This window comes from Micropruina sp., from assembly GCF_027492755.1.
GTDB lineage: Bacteria > Actinomycetota > Actinomycetes > Propionibacteriales > Propionibacteriaceae > Micropruina.
In genome coordinates this window covers 1-16,594 of sequence record NZ_JAPUED010000085.1, presented here as the reverse complement: position 1 = coordinate 16,594, position 16,594 = coordinate 1, and the positions used below count along the sequence as shown (strand labels likewise).

Annotated in this window: 18 protein-coding genes; 7 read left to right on the top strand and 11 right to left on the bottom strand. The window is 68.8% G+C overall.

Translation table 11 applies throughout. From position 1 onward, the window contains the following. Nucleotides 1–518 precede the first annotated feature (518 nt). From Q0066_RS05800 to Q0066_RS05790, 3 genes are read right to left on the bottom strand one after another with little or no spacing between them, the layout of a single operon-like run. Complete coding sequence (locus Q0066_RS05800) at nucleotides 519–2,123, bottom strand: helicase HerA-like domain-containing protein (RefSeq protein ID WP_298130989.1); 1,605 nt, start codon at nucleotides 2,121–2,123, stop codon at nucleotides 519–521. A gap of 4 nt (nucleotides 2,124–2,127) precedes the next feature. Continuing rightward, entirely contained in the window at nucleotides 2,128–2,562 is a 435-nt protein-coding gene (locus Q0066_RS05795) for a type II toxin-antitoxin system VapC family toxin (RefSeq protein ID WP_298130987.1), read from the bottom strand. Beyond that, nucleotides 2,552–2,818, bottom strand: coding sequence for a type II toxin-antitoxin system prevent-host-death family antitoxin (locus tag Q0066_RS05790; protein WP_298130986.1), 267 nt, complete (start codon nucleotides 2,816–2,818; stop codon nucleotides 2,552–2,554). Before Q0066_RS05790 ends, Q0066_RS05795 begins: the two co-directional genes overlap by 11 nt. Before the next feature lie 73 nt (nucleotides 2,819–2,891). Here Q0066_RS05790 and Q0066_RS05785 point away from each other — a divergent pair, with 73 nt between their 5' ends. Both Q0066_RS05785 and Q0066_RS05780 read left to right on the top strand, forming a co-directional pair. Beyond that, entirely contained in the window at nucleotides 2,892–3,185 is a 294-nt protein-coding gene (locus Q0066_RS05785; protein ID WP_298130985.1) for a type II toxin-antitoxin system VapB family antitoxin, read from the top strand. A gap of 34 nt (nucleotides 3,186–3,219) precedes the next feature. Continuing rightward, entirely contained in the window at nucleotides 3,220–3,759 is a 540-nt protein-coding gene (locus Q0066_RS05780; RefSeq protein WP_298130984.1) for a LytR C-terminal domain-containing protein, read from the top strand. 4 nt (nucleotides 3,760–3,763) lie between these two features. Here the strand turns inward: Q0066_RS05780 and Q0066_RS05775 are convergent, their stop codons facing one another. The 8 genes from Q0066_RS05775 to Q0066_RS05740 all read right to left on the bottom strand — a co-directional run bounded on the left by Q0066_RS05775 (nucleotide 3,764) and on the right by Q0066_RS05740 (nucleotide 12,324). Then, nucleotides 3,764–5,236, bottom strand: coding sequence for a potassium/proton antiporter (locus tag Q0066_RS05775; RefSeq protein ID WP_298130990.1), 1,473 nt, complete (start codon nucleotides 5,234–5,236; stop codon nucleotides 3,764–3,766). A 112-nt stretch (nucleotides 5,237–5,348) separates the two neighbouring features. Continuing rightward, nucleotides 5,349–5,729, bottom strand: a complete 381-nt coding sequence (gene dhaM / locus Q0066_RS05770; RefSeq protein WP_298130982.1) for a dihydroxyacetone kinase phosphoryl donor subunit DhaM — start codon at nucleotides 5,727–5,729, stop codon at nucleotides 5,349–5,351. A 12-nt stretch (nucleotides 5,730–5,741) separates the two neighbouring features. Beyond that, entirely contained in the window at nucleotides 5,742–6,377 is a 636-nt protein-coding gene (gene dhaL / locus Q0066_RS05765) for a dihydroxyacetone kinase subunit DhaL (RefSeq protein ID WP_298130980.1), read from the bottom strand. Beyond that, a complete protein-coding gene (gene dhaK / locus Q0066_RS05760) occupies nucleotides 6,378–7,376 on the bottom strand; it encodes a dihydroxyacetone kinase subunit DhaK (protein WP_298130978.1) in 999 nt (332 codons plus the stop codon). Nucleotides 7,377–7,542: 166 nt separating this feature from the next. Then, on the bottom strand, nucleotides 7,543–8,700 hold the full coding sequence (locus tag Q0066_RS05755; RefSeq protein ID WP_298130976.1) for a substrate-binding domain-containing protein: 1,158 nt from the start codon (nucleotides 8,698–8,700) through the stop codon (nucleotides 7,543–7,545). A 31-nt stretch (nucleotides 8,701–8,731) separates the two neighbouring features. Beyond that, entirely contained in the window at nucleotides 8,732–9,898 is a 1,167-nt protein-coding gene (locus Q0066_RS05750; RefSeq protein WP_298130975.1) for an ABC transporter permease, read from the bottom strand. 17 nt (nucleotides 9,899–9,915) lie between these two features. Further along, on the bottom strand, nucleotides 9,916–11,412 hold the full coding sequence (locus tag Q0066_RS05745; RefSeq protein ID WP_298130973.1) for a sugar ABC transporter ATP-binding protein: 1,497 nt from the start codon (nucleotides 11,410–11,412) through the stop codon (nucleotides 9,916–9,918). A 141-nt stretch (nucleotides 11,413–11,553) separates the two neighbouring features. Then, complete coding sequence (locus Q0066_RS05740) at nucleotides 11,554–12,324, bottom strand: IclR family transcriptional regulator (protein WP_298130971.1); 771 nt, start codon at nucleotides 12,322–12,324, stop codon at nucleotides 11,554–11,556. A gap of 90 nt (nucleotides 12,325–12,414) precedes the next feature. On the opposite strand from Q0066_RS05740, the gene Q0066_RS05735 reads away from it, so the two are divergent. From Q0066_RS05735 to Q0066_RS05715, 5 genes are read left to right on the top strand one after another with little or no spacing between them, the layout of a single operon-like run. Further along, on the top strand, nucleotides 12,415–13,365 hold the full coding sequence (locus tag Q0066_RS05735) for a cyclase family protein (RefSeq protein WP_298130970.1): 951 nt from the start codon (nucleotides 12,415–12,417) through the stop codon (nucleotides 13,363–13,365). Beyond that, a complete protein-coding gene (locus tag Q0066_RS05730; protein WP_298130968.1) occupies nucleotides 13,365–14,387 on the top strand; it encodes a 2-hydroxyacid dehydrogenase in 1,023 nt (340 codons plus the stop codon). The genes Q0066_RS05735 and Q0066_RS05730 overlap by 1 nt, the downstream gene beginning before the upstream one ends. Further along, on the top strand, nucleotides 14,384–15,220 hold the full coding sequence (locus Q0066_RS05725) for an NAD(P)-dependent oxidoreductase (protein WP_298130965.1): 837 nt from the start codon (nucleotides 14,384–14,386) through the stop codon (nucleotides 15,218–15,220). Before Q0066_RS05730 ends, Q0066_RS05725 begins: the two co-directional genes overlap by 4 nt. A 25-nt stretch (nucleotides 15,221–15,245) precedes the next feature. Then, nucleotides 15,246–15,830, top strand: coding sequence for an aminotransferase class V-fold PLP-dependent enzyme (locus Q0066_RS05720; RefSeq protein WP_298130963.1), 585 nt, complete (start codon nucleotides 15,246–15,248; stop codon nucleotides 15,828–15,830). 51 nt (nucleotides 15,831–15,881) lie between these two features. Then, complete coding sequence (locus Q0066_RS05715) at nucleotides 15,882–16,535, top strand: aminotransferase class V-fold PLP-dependent enzyme (protein ID WP_298130961.1); 654 nt, start codon at nucleotides 15,882–15,884, stop codon at nucleotides 16,533–16,535. Nucleotides 16,536–16,594: the final 59 nt, after the last annotated feature.

Below are 16,594 nucleotides of genomic sequence, written 5' to 3'. Positions count from 1 at the left end.
GTCAGCCTGGCAGGCGCGCGCCGCGGAATGCACGTGCCTTCCACGAACACGCCATGTGGCCCAAACCCCAGCACAACCCGACCCGACAAGGGCCGTCTGACATTGAGCGTAAGACCTCAGTCCTCTTCGAGTTCGCGCAATTCGCGAAATGCCTGGCGCTCTCGCGCGCGGCGCGCCTTCCTCTCGGAGAGGACGTCTTCGGAACGGAAACGCAGATGCGTCCCCACTTTGTGCGAAGCGATACGACCTTCGCGCGCCATCTTGATCAGCCGTGGGGCGCGAGACACCTAGCAGGACGGCGGCAACGGACGAGGCTCCTGAGCCGAGCCGGACACGAAGAGTTCACCAGTAGGGCCGACGAGCGTCTCCGGAACGCCGCGGGCCAACTGAGACTCCGCTTCGGTCGCCAAGATCTTGTTGGTCGTCGGTATCACCGTGGACATGGCGGGTAAACCTCCGTAGCGGGAACCCAACCCAGCATGCTGACTTTCACTTACAAGTGAAAGTCCTTGGTTGTCTCAGCGCTTCCGGCCGGTGCCCATCATTCCGCGGGCGATCTCACCACCGACGGTGATCACCTTGTTCCAGAACGTCGGCGAGCTGAGCACCTTCTCCACGCCGCTCTTGGGTGCCGGACGGCTGGACGTCGTCCGCGGGGTCGCCCGGGTTTGAGCCCGGGCCGCGGCCGCGGCGTCCTTCTCACGCTGCTTCGCTTCGGCGGCCGCCGCCTTCTCCTGGGCGGCCCGCTCAGCCTCCGCTGCTGCTGCCGCGGCGCCCTGCTGCAGCTTGCGGGTGAGCATCTCGTAGGCCGAGTCGCGGTTGATCGACTGGCCGTACTTGCGCATCATCGACGACTGGGCGACGCCGCCGGCCATCATCTGCGCCTCCATCGGATCCATCGATGCCTCCGGCGCCCGCATCCGGGTCCACGCCACCGGGGTGGGCGCGCCGTCCGGGTTGAGCACGGTGACGACGGCCTCGCCGATGCCCAGGCTCTGCAGCACCTCGGCCAGGTCGTAGCCCGAGTTCGGGTAGGTGGCCACGGTCGCCTTGAGCGCCTTGGCGTCGTTGGGGGTGTGTGCCCGCAACTGGTGCTGCACCCGCGAGCCGAGCTGGGCCAGCACCTCCTCGGGGACATCCTTCGGGGTCTGGGTGACGAAGAAGATGCCGACGCCCTTGGAGCGGATCAGCCGCACCGTCTGGGCGATCGCCTGCAGGAACGCCTTGGACGCGCCCGAGAACAGCAGGTGCGCCTCGTCGAAGAAGAACACCAGCTTGGGCTGATCGATGTCACCGACCTCGGGCAGGTCGTGGAACAGGTCGGCCAGCAGCCACATCAGGAAGGTGGAGAAGATCGCCGGCCGGTCCTGCAGGTTCGGCAGCTCCAGCAGCGAGATGACGCCCTGGCCGTCCGGAGTGGTGCGCAGCAGGTCGTTGCTGTCGAACTCGGGTTCGCCGAAGAACTCCTCACCACCCTGGGTCTGCAGCGTGACCAGCGACCGCAGGATGACGCCGGCGGTCGCCGACGACACCCCGCCCAGGTTCTTCAGATCGGCCTTGCCCTCGTCCGAGGTCAGGTAGGCCAGCACCGAACGCAGATCCTCCAGGTCGAGCAGCGGCAGGCCCTGGGTGTCGCAGTAGTGGAACACCAGCCCCAGCGTCGACTCCTGGGTCTCGTTCAGCCCCAGCACCTTGCTGAGCAGGATCGGCCCGAACGAGCTGATCGTGGCCCGTAGCGGGACGCCGGTGCCCTGGCCGCCGAGCGCGTAGAACTCGACCGGGCAGCCGTGCGGCTGCCAGTCCTGACCGATCGCGGACGTCCGGGCCAGCAGCTTCTCCGACGACTTCCCGGGCAGCGCCAATCCGGAAAGGTCACCCTTGATGTCGGCGGCGAACACCGACACGCCGGCCCGGGCGATCTGCTCGGCCATCAACTGCAGGGTCTTGGTCTTGCCGGTACCGGTCGCGCCGGCCACCAGCCCGTGCCGGTTCAGCATGGAGAGCGAGATCCGCACCTTCGCGTCGGGCACCGGATCGCCGTCCACCAGGACGCCGAGTTCGATCGCGGGAGTGTCGAAGGTGTAGCCCTTGGTGATCGCGGCTACGTCAGGTGAGGTCGACATGACGTCACTGTAGGGGACGCCTGACGGGCACGACCCGGACGATTTCGTCGAGGCCGGCAAAGTCGCCGGGGTTGGTCGTATAAAGGGCCAACTCAGCGGCCGCCGCCACTGAGGCGATCATCAGATCGGCGACCCGCCGCCTCGGCGTCCGGCCCACTGCACGGACGGCGGCGCAGATCCGGCCGAACATCCGCGCGGCCTCCGCATCGAACGGAATCGGGTCGAATTCGTTCTCGGCACGCTGCAACACATCTGCGCGTCGCGCACGTTCGGCGCGGGCCTCGGCGTCGTCGCCCTCGATCAGATGGACGCCCGCGGAGAGTTCGGCGAGAGTGACGGCACTGATCGCCACCTGGTCGGGCAACTCGGTCGGATCGATCCCGCGGCGCAGCACCAGAATGTTGGTGTCGAGCAGCCCGCGGATGGTTTCACCGGGCATAGGGATCGTCCAGACCTTGCTCTACCGCGTCCTGATCGGAGCGAAACCGGTCAAGATCGACCATGGGAGCCGTCCGGGACAACTCGGCGAAACCGACGCGCGAAACGAACCGTTGGCGGCGACGCAACGGCACCAGCTCGCCGATCTCCCGGCCGTCGCGGGTCACGGTGAACGTCTGGCCGTGCTCGACAGCGTCCATGATCTCGCGGGAACGCAGCCGCAGATCCCGCTGGCTGATCTCGGGATTCACACTCATCGATCCATCGTAGCAAGCTGTGCTACCTGGTGCTCTGCGGTTGAGGGAGGTCGATCCCGATACACTTGCCCCCGTGATCTTCAAGCGTGTCGGCGAGGGCCGCCCCTACCCCGAGCACGGCTATGTGCAGCGGCAGTGGGCCGCGATCGCACCGCAGCAGATCCGGCTCGATCAACTGGTGACCACCAAGCGGACACTCGATCTCGAGCAATTGCTCGAGGAGGATTCGACCTTCTACGGCGACCTGTTCGCCCACGTCATCCATTGGCAGGGCGACTACTACCTCGAGGACGGCCTGCACCGCGCCCTGCGCGCCGCGCTGCAGCAGCGGCAGACGATGCACGCCCGCGTCCTGGAACTCAAGTAACCTTGGGCGGAGGCCGAACAAGGAGTTGGTGGGCGTGCGGGAGATCAGCCGGTTTATCAAGACACCGTTGACCCTGCTCGCACTGACCGCGATCGTCGTTTTCGGCGGCGTCTGGGGCTACCAGAACGCGACCGCGCAGATCCCTGCCCGACCGCCCGAGCCGTGCGTGATGACCGATGTCGGCGGCAAACTGACCCCGAATCACGTCACCCTGCGGGTGCTGAACGCGGGGCTGCGCGGCGGTTTGGCGAAGCGGGTCAGTAGCGCGATGCGCTCTTACGGGTTCAACATCCTCAAGGTCAACAACACCGATCAGCGGCTCACCAACACGGTCATCGTGGGCAACTCCGCCAGCGATCCGGAAGTCATCCTGGTGGCGGGCTTCTTCAAGAACGCCACCAGGCAGGGCGATGGCCGCGTCGATCATGTCGTCGACGTCCTGCTCGGCGACGACTACGCGGGTCGGCTGACCAACCCCAAGCAGTCCGTCGCGGTGAGCGGTCCGGTCTGCCTGCCGACCATTCCGGGTTCGAACGCCAGCGCCAGCCCGACGCCCGCGCCGACCCACTCCTGAGGCGCTACTCGCCCGATTCCTCCCGCCAGCGGGACAGCCGGCCGCCGCGTCCGACCTGCTTGAACCGGGTCTCCACCTTGTAGCGGTACCTCGACGGCACCACCACCAGCAGTTCGTCCCCGGCCCGGATCACGTCGCGGGCACCGGGCGCGAACGGCGTCCCGTCGCGAATGATCAGCGACACCACCGTGCTCGGCGGCAGCCGCAGCTCGAAGATCGTCACCCCGTGCAACTGGGAACCGGCCGGCACCTTGATCTGCATGAAGTCGGCCTGGATCTTGTCCAGCGGCGCCACCTCGACCTCGATGTCGACGGCGTCGTCGCCCGTCGTCACGCCGAGTTTGCGGGCCACCCAGCCCAACGTCGGCGCCTGCAGCGTGGTGTAGACGACGACGAACACGAAGACCAGGTCGAACAGGTCACGCGCCTGCGGAAGCGGCGAGGCCAACGGCACGGTCGCCATGATGATGGGGACGGCGCCGCGCAGGCCCGCCCAGGACAGGAACGCCTGTTCTCGCCAGGGCACCCGGAACCACACCGAACAGATCGCGACCGACAGCGGTCGGGCGACCACGGTGAGGAACAGGCCGGCGGCCACCCCGACCATCAACACCTGGGGGGAGAACCGCTCGGGGTGCGCAAGCAGGCCGAGCATCACGAACAAGCCGATCTGGGCCACCCAGCCGACGCCCTCGGCGAAGGACTTGGTGGCGTTGCGGTGCGGCAGATCGGAGTTTCCCAGCACCATGGCGCAGATGTAGACGGCCGCGAATCCGGAGACGTGCAGCATGCCGCCGGCCCCGTCGGCGAGCAGCGCCCAACCCAGCGCGCCCAGCGGATACAGGCCGGACGCCGGCAGCGCGATCGTCTTCAACACCCGAGCGCCGACCCAGCCGATGACCAGTCCGACAGCCAGTCCGCCCAACAGTTCGAAGGCGACCATGCCGAGGATCTCGGCGGGACCCTCCGTGCTGTCGCCCAGCGCCCACGCGGTCGCGGCTGTTACCAGCAGCACGACGGGGGCGTCGTTCAGGCCCGATTCGGCCTCCAACAGGGCGCGCATCCGGCCCGGGATCGGCACCCGGCGCAGCACCGAGAACACCGCCGCCGAGTCGGTCGGCGCCGTGATGGCGCCCAGCAGCAGGGAGGTGGCCAGGTCGAGGCCGAGCACGAAGTGCCCGAACAGGGTCATCGCCACGATCGAGGTTCCGACCCCGACGGTGGCCAGCAGCCCGGCCAGCGTCAGCACCGACTTGATCTCGCGCCACTTGGTGGTGAAACCACCCTCGGCCAGGATCAGCACCAGGGCGGCGAAGCCCAGGTCGTGGGCCATCGAAGCATTGTCGAAGTCGACCCAGATGCCCACTCCGACGCCGAGGAAGAGGAACAGCAGCAGCGAGGGAAGACCCAGCGAACTCGACAGACGTGCGGCACCGAGAGCGGCGAGCAGCACTGCGGCCCCGGCCAACAGCACCATGTCGAGGCTCAAGGGTCCACCCTTTCGTCGGACCTACCTTATTGAGCTTCGAACCGGTTCGGGCTGCTGTCCGGGGCCGCGCATCAAGGTTGCGAGGTCCGCGGCATGTCCGCTAAGCGAAGATGTCCCTGGCCTTGGCGGCTTCGGCGACCGCGTCCAGATCGCCGCCCACCTGGGCGGTGACGGCGGCCGCGACCGCGCCCTCGACCAGTGGACCGGGGCAGAACCGGACGACGTCGCCGTCCACCACCTCGAGCACCGCCTCGACGGTCATGTCCGCCGAGCCGAGGTCGGTGAGCAGCACCACCTGATGACCGGCCTCGGTCAATTCCTCAACCGCGGAATAGATGGCGTCGAAAGAGGTGCCGATGCCACCGTCGTCGGTGCCGCCGGCGGCCCGGAACTCGATGTCCTTCGCCATCTGCTGGGCGAGTTCGACGACGCCCTGGGCCAGCTTGGCCGAGTGGGAAACGATCACGAAAGCGATGCTCATTCGTCGATCCTCTCAGCTCGCCGCTTCGGCGGCATCGGCGGCGGCACCCAGCAGATAGGACGTCGAGGTGGCACCCGGATCCTGATGGCCGATCGAGCGCTCGCCCAGGTAGGACGCGCGACCCTTGGTGGCCTGCATCGGAATGGTCTCCTCGGCGCCCTTCGCGGCGGCATCGGCCGCCGCCCGCAACGCCTCGGCCGGGCTCTGGCCCGCCTCCGCGGCAGCCCGCGCCGCGGTGATCGCCGGCGTCCAGGCGTCGACCATCGTCTTCTCGCCGGTGGTCGCCTTGCCGCGGGCGACGATGCCCTCCAGCGCCGCCGCGCAGATGTCCGCCACCGAGGCGGCGTCGAGATCACCCTCGGCCGCCTTCGCCGCCCGCATGAATGCGGTGCCGTAGAGCGGGCCGGCGGCGCCGCCGACCTTCGACATCAGGGTCTGCGCGACCAGCTTGAACACGCCGGGCACGTCCTCGGGCGGATTCTCGTCGATGCGTTGCACCACGAAGGTGAAGCCGCGCGCCATGTTCTCGCCGTGATCGCCGTCACCGATGGCGCGATCGAGGTCGATCAGTTCCATCCGACGTTCGGTCAGCAGTGCCGAGGACCGGCGCATCCAGTCCTTGGCCCACTCCACGTCCAGATTCGTCATTCAGACACCCCTCCTGAGAGCAACAGTGTTGACCGGTGCGTCCCACAGCGCGGTGAGTTCGTCGTCGAGCTTGAGCACCGTGATTGAGCATCCTTGCATCTCCAGCGAGGTGATGTAGTTGCCCACCAGCGAACGGGTCACCGTCAGGCCGGCCGCCTCCAGCCGCTCACGGGCGTGGTTGTAGACGATGTACAGCTCCGATTCCGGGGTGCCGCCCATGCCGTTGACGAACAGCAGCACGTCGTCGCCGTCCAGCTTCAGGTCGGCCAGGATCGGGTCGATCAGCTGATCGGTGATCGCGTCGGCGGGCGCCATCGGAACGCGGTGCCGTCCGGGTTCGCCGTGGATGCCGATGCCGATCTCGACCTCGTCCTCACCAAGATCGAAGGACGGCTTGCCGGCGTGTGGCACCGTGCAGGCGGTCAGCGCGACGCCCATCGAACGGACCTGCCCGATCACCTTCTCGGCGACGGCGGTCACGGCGTCCAGGTCGTCGCCACGCTCGGCGGCGGCACCGGCGATCTTCTCCACCAGCACGGTGCCGGCGACGCCGCGGCGACCGGCCGTCCAGGTGGAGTCCTCGACGGCGACGTCGTCGTTGACCACGACCGCCTTGACCTTGATGTCCTCCATCTCGGCCATCTCGGCGGCGGTCTCGAAGTTGAGCACGTCGCCGGTGTAGTTCTTCACGATGTGCAGCACCCCCGCGCCGCCGTCGACGGCCTTGGTGGCCTCCAGGATCGGGTCGGGCGTCGGCGAGGTGAAAACGGCGCCCGGCACCGCGGCGTCCAGCATGCCGAGACCGACGAAGCCGGCGTGCAGCGGCTCATGGCCGGAGCCTCCGCCGGAGACCAGGCCGACCTTGCCGCTGACCGGTGCGTCGGCACGCACCACGTAGTCGGGATCGAGATGGACGGTGACCAGTTCGGCGTTGGCGGCCGCGAATCCCTTGAGCGTCTCGGTGACCACGTCCGCCGGGTCGTTGATGAGCTTCTTCATTGAACACTCCCTGTTCGTCGTGCCCGCGGACCCCCGACCGCAGGCGGCGTCCAAGTGACGCCTTCACCCCAACTCTGCCCCTTGTCGACGCCTCACGAAAGGGAAACGGCGAAGCGCCGTCCGACTTGGTCGGACGGCGCCTGCCGGAACCCATTCGAGGGTCGTGTCACTTGCCCCAGATGGCCTTGTACGCCTCCTGGTAGCCGGACGGATCCCAGTAGTTCTCGGCCGAGGCGTTGTCCTTGGTCGAGACGTGGATCTGCGGCACGTAGCCGGACGCCTTCTCGCCGGCGAAGGCCCGGTTCAGTTCGTCGACGATCTGCCAGCCCTCGGAACGCAGCGGCGAGGGGACGGTGGCCGCCTGGAAGTCGTCGTTGCGGATCCGGGTCAGCGCCGCGGCGTCGCCGTCGCCGGCACCGACGTTGATCGGCGCGGTGGCTGAGGTCCGGCCGGACTGCCGGAAGGCGGCGGTGGCGTTCTCGAAGTAGACGTCGTTGATCGCCACCGAGTAGGTCCACTTGTCGCCCAGGCTGCTCAGCAATGCGCTGGTCTCGGTGGGCATCCGGTTCGCCACGTCGGCGAGCGGGATGTTGGCGTACTTGAGCACCTCGACCGACGAGCAGGTCTGCAGCTCCTTCTGGATCATCTGGCTCTTGCCCTCGGCGAACGGGATCGACGAGTCGGTGAAGATGACCACGCCGGCCACGCCGTTGGAGCGGGCGATCACGAACTGCGCGCTGATCTTGGCGACGTCCTCGACCTTGGTGGTGATGTTGCTGAACAGCTTCGGCTCGTCGCTCGGGCCGGGGGTGGCCAGCGCCTGCCAGCCGACCAGCGGGATCTTCGCGGCGTTGGCCTGCCGGACCTGGCTGTCGGTGGTCTTGGGATCGAAGCCGCCGAGGATGATGCCGTCCGGCTTGAGGGTGAGGGCCTGGTTGAAGGCGCTCAGGATGCCGGACGGGGTGCCCTGGCCGTCGATGACCTTCAGCGTCCAGCCGATCGCCGCGCTGGCGTCGGTCAGCCCGGCGGCCACACCGGCGACACCCGGGTTCTGCATCGACTGGGCGACGTAGACGATGGTCTTGCCGGTGGTCGCCTTCGGGCCGGTGGTCGGTCCGTCCCAGGGCTGGTCGGCGGCGGACGCCTTCTCGACCGCCGCCTTGGCGTTGGCGACGACGTCGGCGCACTCCGCCGGTACGGCGACGGTGTTCTCGGCCGTGGCCCGGATCGCGTCGGACCCGCGTTCGCACCCGGTCAGGGCGAGCGCGGCGCCGAGGGCGAGCGCGCAGCCGGCGACCAGCGGCCTGCGGAATGGTGATGCCATGGTGAGCCTTTCGTGCAAGGAGCGAATCTGGTCAGGAGGTCGGCGGGACGTCGTCGGAATCCGCCGCGGGTTCGATGTCGGGCGCGGCCGAGGTGTGCGGACCGACGGTGTCGGTGAGTTCGGAGTCCGCCGACCGGACTCCGGTGGCGCCCGCGGCGGGCGCCACAGTGTCCACGGCCTTGTTGGCCGCGATGCCGGCCAGGATCTTGCGGCGGGCGCTCAAGCCGGCCAGACCGACGGCGATCAGCAGCGTGACGCCGTTGAACAGCGGGTTGACCCAGAAGTTCGCGCCCAGCTGGCCGATGCCGGCCAGGCCGATCGCCAGGGTGACGACGGCGACGATGGTGCCGCCCGCGTTGGGGCGTCCGGGCTTGATCACGGTCGAACCGAGCAGCGCGGCGACGAACGCCGGCAGCATGTACTCCGAACCGACCGACGGGTTGCCGATCTGCTGCTGCGACGCGAGCAGAACCCCGGCCACGCCGACCAGGAACGAGCAGGACGCGAACGCATACACCGAGTAGCGCTGGGTGGGCAGGCCGATCAGGTCGGCCGCGCGCTGGTTGGAGCCGAGGACGTAGAAGTAGCGGCCGAGCGGCAGCCGCTCGAGCACGATCCACAGGATCACCGCGATCACGGTGACGTACCAGGCAGCGACCGGGATGCCGATGAACTTGGAGTCGTAGAGATCGGTGAAGCCGAACGGCAGCCGCTCACCGGTGGGCACCACGCGGGCGCCGTCGGTGACGGCGCCGGTGATCGCGTAGAGCACCGAGCCGGTGCCCAGGGTGGCGACGAAGGAGTCGATCTTGCCGAGCTCGACCAGCAGGCCGTTGACAATGCCGACCAGGGTGAGGATCACCAGCACGATCAGCGCGGCGAGGATCCACTGCACCCCGTTGACGACCATCACCATCATCAGCACGTGGGCCAGGCCCAGCGCGTAACCGATGGAGACGTCGAATTTGCCGGTGGCGATCGGGATCATCGCACCCAGCGCCAGGATCGCCGGGATCGAGTTGGCCCCCAGGATGGCGTTCAGGTTGGTCTGGGTGAGGAACGTGCCCGGCATCAGGATGGCGAACACGATGAACAACAGGACGGCCAGGACGAGCAGGCCGTAGGTGCCGACGAACGAGCCTCCGCCGCGGCGGCGCTTGGCCGGGCGAGCGGGCGCGGCTGGTGCTGCTGTGGTCATTGCGGTGGACTCCCTCGTCAGTTGGTGGTCAGCAGGTTGGCGCCGGAACTCGCGGCGGTGAGTTTGCCGACGGTGAGATCCTCGCCGGCCAGTTCTTCGGTCATCCGCCCTTGGACGAAGACCAGTGCGCGGTGCGCGACGCTGGCCACCTCCTCGAAATCGGTACTGACCATGACGACGGCCAGACCTTCGTCCAGCGCGCCCTCGAGTAGGCGGTAGATGTCGGCCTTCGCGCCGACGTCGACGCCCGCGGTGGGCTCTTCCAGCACGATCACCCTGCGGTTGGCCGACAGCCAGCGGCCGACCATGACCTTCTGCTGGTTGCCGCCGGAGAGGGTCGCGATCGGCGCCTCGGGGTTGGGCGGCAGGACACCGTAGGTCTCGGTCAGCTCCTCGCCGAGCGCGGCGTCCTTGCTGGGGCTGTTCCAGCTGAGCACCGACAATCCGCGCGGTCGCAGGTTCGCCAGGAAGTTCTCCCGGACGCTCATCTCGGGCGCCATCCCCTCCTCCATCCGGTTGGAGGTGACGAAGCCGACGCCGCGATCGACCGCGGCGGCCGGTGAGGCGGGGGCGTAGGGCTCGCCGTCGAGTGTCAACGTGCCGCCGTGCATCGGGAAGGCGCCGCCGATGGCGCGTCCGAGCTGGACGTGGCCGGCGCCGGTCAGACCGACCATGCTGACCACCTCGCCGGCATGCACCTGGAAGCTCACCGGACCCGCCGGCCCGGCCAGCACGCGCTCGCCGGACAGCACCACCGGACGGCTTTGGGCATTGAAGCGGGACTGGTAGCTCTTCGGCTTGCTGCCGACGATGTCGATGATCAGGTCCTGCGGCGTCTTGTCCTTGATGCCACCGGCGTGGATCAGCCGTCCGTCGCGGAAGACGGTCACCGAGTCGGAGATGGCGAACACCTCGTCGAGCCGGTGCGAGACGTAGATCATGCCGCAGCCACGGTCGCGCAGGTTCTTCAGCACCTCGAACAGCCGCTCGGAGTCGGCCGCCGGCAGCGAAGCCGTCGGCTCGTCGAGCACCAGGATCGGCGCGTCCGCCGAGAGCGCCCGGGCGATCGCGACCAGGGACCGATCGGCCCGGGTCAGGTCGGCGATCAGCGTCTCGGGATCCACGTCGAGTTCGACCAGCGCCAGCGCTTCCTCGGCGCGGCGGCGCACCTGGCGCCAGCTGATCAGGCCGCCGCTGCGCGCATAGGTGGTACCGAGCGCAACGTTCTCGGCGACGCTCATCGCCTCCACCAGGCCCAGGTCCTGGTGGATGAACGCCATCGCCTGGGTCGCCTCGGGCGTGCCGAGCGGATGACCCTGTACCCGGACGTCGCCCGAGGTCGGCGGGTACAGGCCGGACAGCACCTTGATCAGGGTCGACTTGCCCGCACCGTTCTGCCCCAGCAACGCGTGGATGCTGTGCGGCTGCAGGGTGAAGTCGACGCCCTTGAGCGCTTGGGTGGCGCCGAACTGCTTGACCAGGCCCTTGATCTCGATCAGGGGAGCATCAGTCATTGGATCCTCAACTCTGAGTGAAAGCCAACATTTTGGACTGTGACCAAGATTCTGGACCAGGTTTGCACGCGAGGCAAGCGTTTCGAGAGATTCGCGTCCAGTTCTGGCGCGGAATTCCTCTCAGCGCACGCGGCTGGATTCTCAGAAGGTGCGGCCGGCCAGCGGGTTGCGGAACAGCTCGGCGAGCCGGGTCAGCTCGGCGACCACTTCAGCGGTCGACAGCTCCGAGGCCCGCTCCCGGGTCAGGGTGGAGCTCACCGCCAGTTCGGACGGCTCGTCCGGCGCGTTGCGCACCGGGACCGCGTAGCAGACCTGGCCGAGGTTGGTCTCTTCGTCGTCGATCGCGTAGCCGCGCTCACGCACCGCCTCGAGGTCGCGCAACAGATCGGGCAGCGCCTGGATGCTGCGCTCGGTGTAGCGGGGCAACAGCCGGCCGCGGAAGCGATCCTCGACCGCCTCGGCCGGCAAGGTGGCCAACATGGCCTTACCACTTGCCGTGATGGACGCGGGGAAACGGTCACCGATGCCGCCGGTGACGCGGCGCGGCCGCCCGGTCGCCTCGTAGCGGGCCAGGTAGATGACGTCGGTGCCGTCGAGCAGCGCGAGCCTCGCGGCCTCGCGGGAGACGATCGGCAGCCGCCGCACCTCGGCGTAGAACTCCTCCAGGTCGTCCACGGTCGCCAGGTAGTCGGCGGCCAGGCCGAGGAAACGGCGGCCCAGCCGGTAGCGGCCGTCGTGCTTGCGCACCATGCCCTCATGCTCGAGCACCGAGCACAGCAGCGCCGTGGTGGACTTCGCGATACCGGTGCGGGCGGCGATGTCGGTGACCGTGAGGCCAGCCTGCCCGGCACCGGCGAGCAGGTCGATGATGGTCATCGCCCGCGTCAGAGCCGGTACCGCACTGCGATCCATCGCACGCCCTTCTTGATCACTATGCTGGATCATTGCCAGAGTAATGGACTACGGTGATGCCGCCAACACCCAACGAAGGGAGCTCCGATCGTGGATGCCGCGCGCGTCACCAACCCACTTGCCCTGCCCGAGGTCTCGCAAGCTGAGTTCGACGAGGTCTTCGAGCAGCTCAAGAGGTGGGGACAATATAGCGAGCCCTCTCGCGGAGCCTGGAGCACAGTCGGCCCTGACAAGGTCCGCGAGGCCGCCGGCCTGGTCCGCTCGGGCCGCACCGCCCAGATGGCGCTGCCCTGGAACACGGTCAGCGGCATCGACAACCCACAGCCGGCCATGCACATGATGGTCGAGCTGGGCGACCGGGAACCACCGGAACCGACCTGCAACAAAGACTTCCTCGGTGTCGCCTTCCACGGCAAGGCGGTCTCGCACCTGGACGCGCTGAGCCACATCGCTTACCGCGGCCAGCTGTTCGACGGCAACACTTCCGCCGAGGTGGTGAATGCCACCGGCACCGACTTCGGCGACGTCTCCGCGCTGCGCCACCTGGTCACCTGCGGGGTGCTGCTCGACTTCGCCGCGGTCGACGGCGTCGACTGGATCGAGCCGGGCACCGCTTTCCATGCCGAGGACATCCTGCGCGTCGAGGAGGCACTCGGCGTCCGCATCGAACCCGGCGACGCCGTGCTGGTGCGCAGCGGGCAGTTCGCCCGCCGGGCCGCGCTCGGCCCCTGGGACGCCGATACCGAGGGCAGCGCCGGCCTGCACGTCGACGCCATGCCGCTGCTCGCCGAGCGCGGCATCAGCCTGCTCGGCGGCGACGGCGACAGCGACGCCCGTCCCTCGCCCACTCCGGGGATCGGCTCGCCGATCCATGTGCTCGCGATCACCGCGATGGGTGTGCCGCTGCTGGACAACCTCGATCTCGAGGAACTGGCGGTGGCCTGCCGCGAGGAGGGCGCCTACCGGTTCATGCTGACCGTCGCGCCGCTCAACGTGCCGCGCGGTACCGGCGGCCCGGTCAACCCGATCGCGGTGTTCTGATGGCGCGTCCGTTCCGCATCGGGGTCTCCCGCGACTTCCTGGACGGCGACCGCAACGTCTGGGGCGACATCGGCCTCGGCCGGCTGGATCGTCCGGACGTGACCTGGGAGTACCTGCCCGACAACGTGGCGACCTTCTCGCCCGACGACCTGGCGCCCTACGACGGCGTCCTGTTCGCCGCCCCCGCGGTGACCGAGGCGTCGTTCGCCGAGGGCGTGCCGCGTCCGTTGGTGCTGGCCAGGTTCGGCGTCGGCTACGACACCGTCGACCTGGCCGCCTGCACCAGCAACGCCGTCGCGATCACCATCACCCCGGACGGCGCCCGCCGCCCGGTGGCCACCGCGACACTGGCGATGCTGCTGGCGGTGCTGCACAACCTGGTCGCCAAGGACGCCCTGGTCCGCGAGCACAACTGGGCGGGGCGGACGGATCTGATGGGTACCGGCCTGAACGGCCTCACCATCGGGCTGTTGGGCGTGGGCAACACCGGGGGCGAGTTCCTCCGGCTGCTGGCACCGTTCGACGTCACGCTGATCGGCCACGACCCGTTCTGTCCGCCCGAACGGGCCGCAGAGATGGGCGTCCGGCTGGTCGATCGGGCCGAGCTGGCGGCCGCGTCCGACGCGGTGATCATCATGGCCGCGCTCACCCCGGACACCTTCCACGCGGTCGACGCCGGCTTCCTGGACGCGATGAAGCCGAGCGCGGTGCTGATCAACATGGCGCGCGGACCGATCGTCGACGAGGCGGCGCTGATCGAGGCGTTGACCTCGGGTTCGATCCGGGCCGCCGGCCTGGACGTGTTCGAGGACGAGCCGCAGACGTCCGGCATCGAGAAGCTGCCGAACGTCACCCTGGCGCCGCATTCGCTGTCCTGGACGTCGGAGATGAGCCTGGGCAACGGCAACAGTTGCGTGGACGCCCTGCTGGCCGTCGCGGCGGGTCAGGCGCCACGATTCGTGGTGAACCGTGATGTGCTGGACAGCCCGGAGTTCCGGGCGCGACTGGAGGAGTGGGCATGAAGATCTGTGTGCTGGGCCTGGGCAATATGGGACTGCCCGTGGCGGTCAACCTGGCCCGTGCCGGCCACGACGTGACCGGCGCCAACATCGTCGAGGTGCCGGCGGCGTCCGAGGCCGGGGTGGCGGTCTCGACCGACGCCACGGTGGCGCTGCAGGACCGCGAGCTGGTCTTCTGCCTGCTGCCCGACCTGCCCTACCTGGAGCCGATGCTGCCCGCGCTGATCGAGGGTGGCACGACGGACCTGGTGGTGATGAGCACCATCTCCCCCAACCGCGTCCGCGAGCTGGCGCAACGTCTGCAGGGTCAGGTCGAGGTGATGGACGCCTGCATGTCCGGCGGCGTCGCGAAGGCCGAGGACGGCACCATGTCGATCATGTGCGGCTCGTCGCCGGAGATGTTCGAACGGCTGCGTCCGGTGCTGGACGTGATCGGCGGCACCGTCGAGTTGATGGGTGAGGTGGGCGCCGGTGCGGTGGCCAAGGCCTGCAACCAGATGGTGGTCGCCGGCACCCTGGTGGCACTGGCCGAGGCTGCGATCGTGGCCAAGGACAACGGACTGGACGTCGGCCATGTGCTCGACGTGCTGGGTGCCGGGCTGGCGGCGTCCGAGCTGCTGAATCAGAAGCGCGACAAGCTGGCCGCCGAGGACTTCTCGCCCAGCGGCCCGGCGAAGTTCCTGGTCAAGGACCTCACCTTCGCCACCGACAGCGCCGGCGGCCGCGAGCTGCCCTCGCTGAAGGTGTCGCTGGACCTGTTCAGTGGCCTGACCGACGCCGGCCTGGGCGACCAGGACAACAGCGTGGTGCTGGAGTACCTGCGCCGGAACAGCTGACACCGGAGCTTCTCAGGGAGACCTCGTGCCCGACGAACCCATCTACCTCGACCACAACGCCACCACCCCGGTGGCGGCCGAGGTGGTCGAAGCGATGTTGCCCTACCTCACCGAACGGTTCGGCAATCCCTCCAGCGCCACCGCTCAGGGCCGTCTCGCACGTCAAGGCGTCGACCGCGCGCGCGAGCAGGTTGCTGCGCTGATCGGGGCCCAGCCCGATGAGATCGTGTTCACCTCGGGCGGCACCGAATCCAACAACCTCGCGATCCGGGGTGCCGCCGTCCACGCCCAGGCGCGCCGGGCAATGACCTCCGCGGTCGAGCACCCCGCCACCGTTCAGCCGCTCGCACACCTGCGCGAGCGGCACGGCTGGGAGCTGCGGGAGCTTCCGGTGGACGCCCAGGCTCGGGTCCGAACCGCCGATGTGCCCGCCGGACCAATCGGGTTGGGCACCTTGATCCTGGCCCACAACGAAGTAGGCACGATCCAGCCGGGGGGGGGGCGGGCGGGCCCCCCCCCCCCGGGGGGGGGGGGGGGGGCCGCCCCCGGGGGGCGGGGGGGGGGGGGGAGTACGGGGGCGGGGGGCGGGCCCGGCGGGGTCCCTGCCTGACCACTGGGTTGCGCTACTTTTTCCGTGCCAAAATATCTTTTTTCCGCTACCATGGGTGTGCGGTCGATCGCGGCCACCGTCCACGCTGCTGGAGGCGTGATGCATGCCGACGGTGCGCAGGCGGTCGGGAAGATTCCGGTGGCGGTGGACGACCTCGGCGTCGACCTGCTCAGCATCGCCGGACACAAGCTCTATGCCCCCAAGGGAGTCGGCGCGCTCTACATCCGGCGCGGCGTCCGGATCGCGCCGGTGGTGGTCGGTGCCGGCCAGGAACACGGCATCCGGCCCGGCACCGAGAACGTGGCGGGCATCGTCGGTCTCGGTGCAGCCGCCGAACTGGCAGCGCGTCTACTGACGGCCGAGCATGCCCGTCAGACCGCGCTGCGCGAACGACTCTGGGCAAGTCTCGCGGCAGCCGTCCCCGGCCTGGTCCGGATCAGCCCGGCGAGCGACTCGCTGCCGAACACGCTGATGGTCGCCGTGCCGAACCGGTTGGGTGCCGACATCCTGGACGCGATCGACGGCGTCGCGGCGTCCACCGGCAGCGCCTGCCATTCGGGGGTGCACAGCCCCTCGGCCACTCTGATCGCGATGGGCGTTCCGGCCGATATCGCCCTCGGCGCCCTCCGGTTGTCGCTCGGGCGGAGCACGACCGCCGACGATGTCGACATTGCGGCGGCGGCACTTGGCCGGGCAGCGACCTAGCCTGCCCAGACACACACAACCAAAGACGCCGCTCCACCTCACGGGTGGAGCGGCGTCCG

Excerpts from the sequence above, each read along its gene's own strand:
- Q0066_RS05800 (WP_298130989.1), bottom strand. The coding sequence starts at position 2,123 with ATGTCGACCTCACCTGACGTAGCCGCGATCACCAAGGGCTACACCTTC.
- Q0066_RS05795 (WP_298130987.1), bottom strand. The coding sequence starts at position 2,562 with ATGCCCGGTGAAACCATCCGCGGGCTGCTCGACACCAACATTCTGGTG.
- Q0066_RS05790 (WP_298130986.1), bottom strand. The coding sequence starts at position 2,818 with ATGAGTGTGAATCCCGAGATCAGCCAGCGGGATCTGCGGCTGCGTTCC.
- Q0066_RS05775 (WP_298130990.1), bottom strand. The coding sequence starts at position 5,236 with ATGGTGCTGTTGGCCGGGGCCGCAGTGCTGCTCGCCGCTCTCGGTGCC.
- dhaM (WP_298130982.1), bottom strand. The coding sequence starts at position 5,729 with ATGAGCATCGCTTTCGTGATCGTTTCCCACTCGGCCAAGCTGGCCCAG.
- dhaL (WP_298130980.1), bottom strand. The coding sequence starts at position 6,377 with ATGACGAATCTGGACGTGGAGTGGGCCAAGGACTGGATGCGCCGGTCC.
- dhaK (WP_298130978.1), bottom strand. The coding sequence starts at position 7,376 with ATGAAGAAGCTCATCAACGACCCGGCGGACGTGGTCACCGAGACGCTC.
- Q0066_RS05755 (WP_298130976.1), bottom strand. The coding sequence starts at position 8,700 with ATGGCATCACCATTCCGCAGGCCGCTGGTCGCCGGCTGCGCGCTCGCC.
- Q0066_RS05750 (WP_298130975.1), bottom strand. The coding sequence starts at position 9,898 with ATGACCACAGCAGCACCAGCCGCGCCCGCTCGCCCGGCCAAGCGCCGC.
- Q0066_RS05745 (WP_298130973.1), bottom strand. The coding sequence starts at position 11,412 with ATGACTGATGCTCCCCTGATCGAGATCAAGGGCCTGGTCAAGCAGTTC.
- Q0066_RS05740 (WP_298130971.1), bottom strand. The coding sequence starts at position 12,324 with ATGGATCGCAGTGCGGTACCGGCTCTGACGCGGGCGATGACCATCATC.
- Q0066_RS05730 (WP_298130968.1), top strand. The coding sequence starts at position 13,365 with ATGGCGCGTCCGTTCCGCATCGGGGTCTCCCGCGACTTCCTGGACGGC.
- Q0066_RS05725 (WP_298130965.1), top strand. The coding sequence starts at position 14,384 with ATGAAGATCTGTGTGCTGGGCCTGGGCAATATGGGACTGCCCGTGGCG.
- Q0066_RS05715 (WP_298130961.1), top strand. The coding sequence starts at position 15,882 with ATGGGTGTGCGGTCGATCGCGGCCACCGTCCACGCTGCTGGAGGCGTG.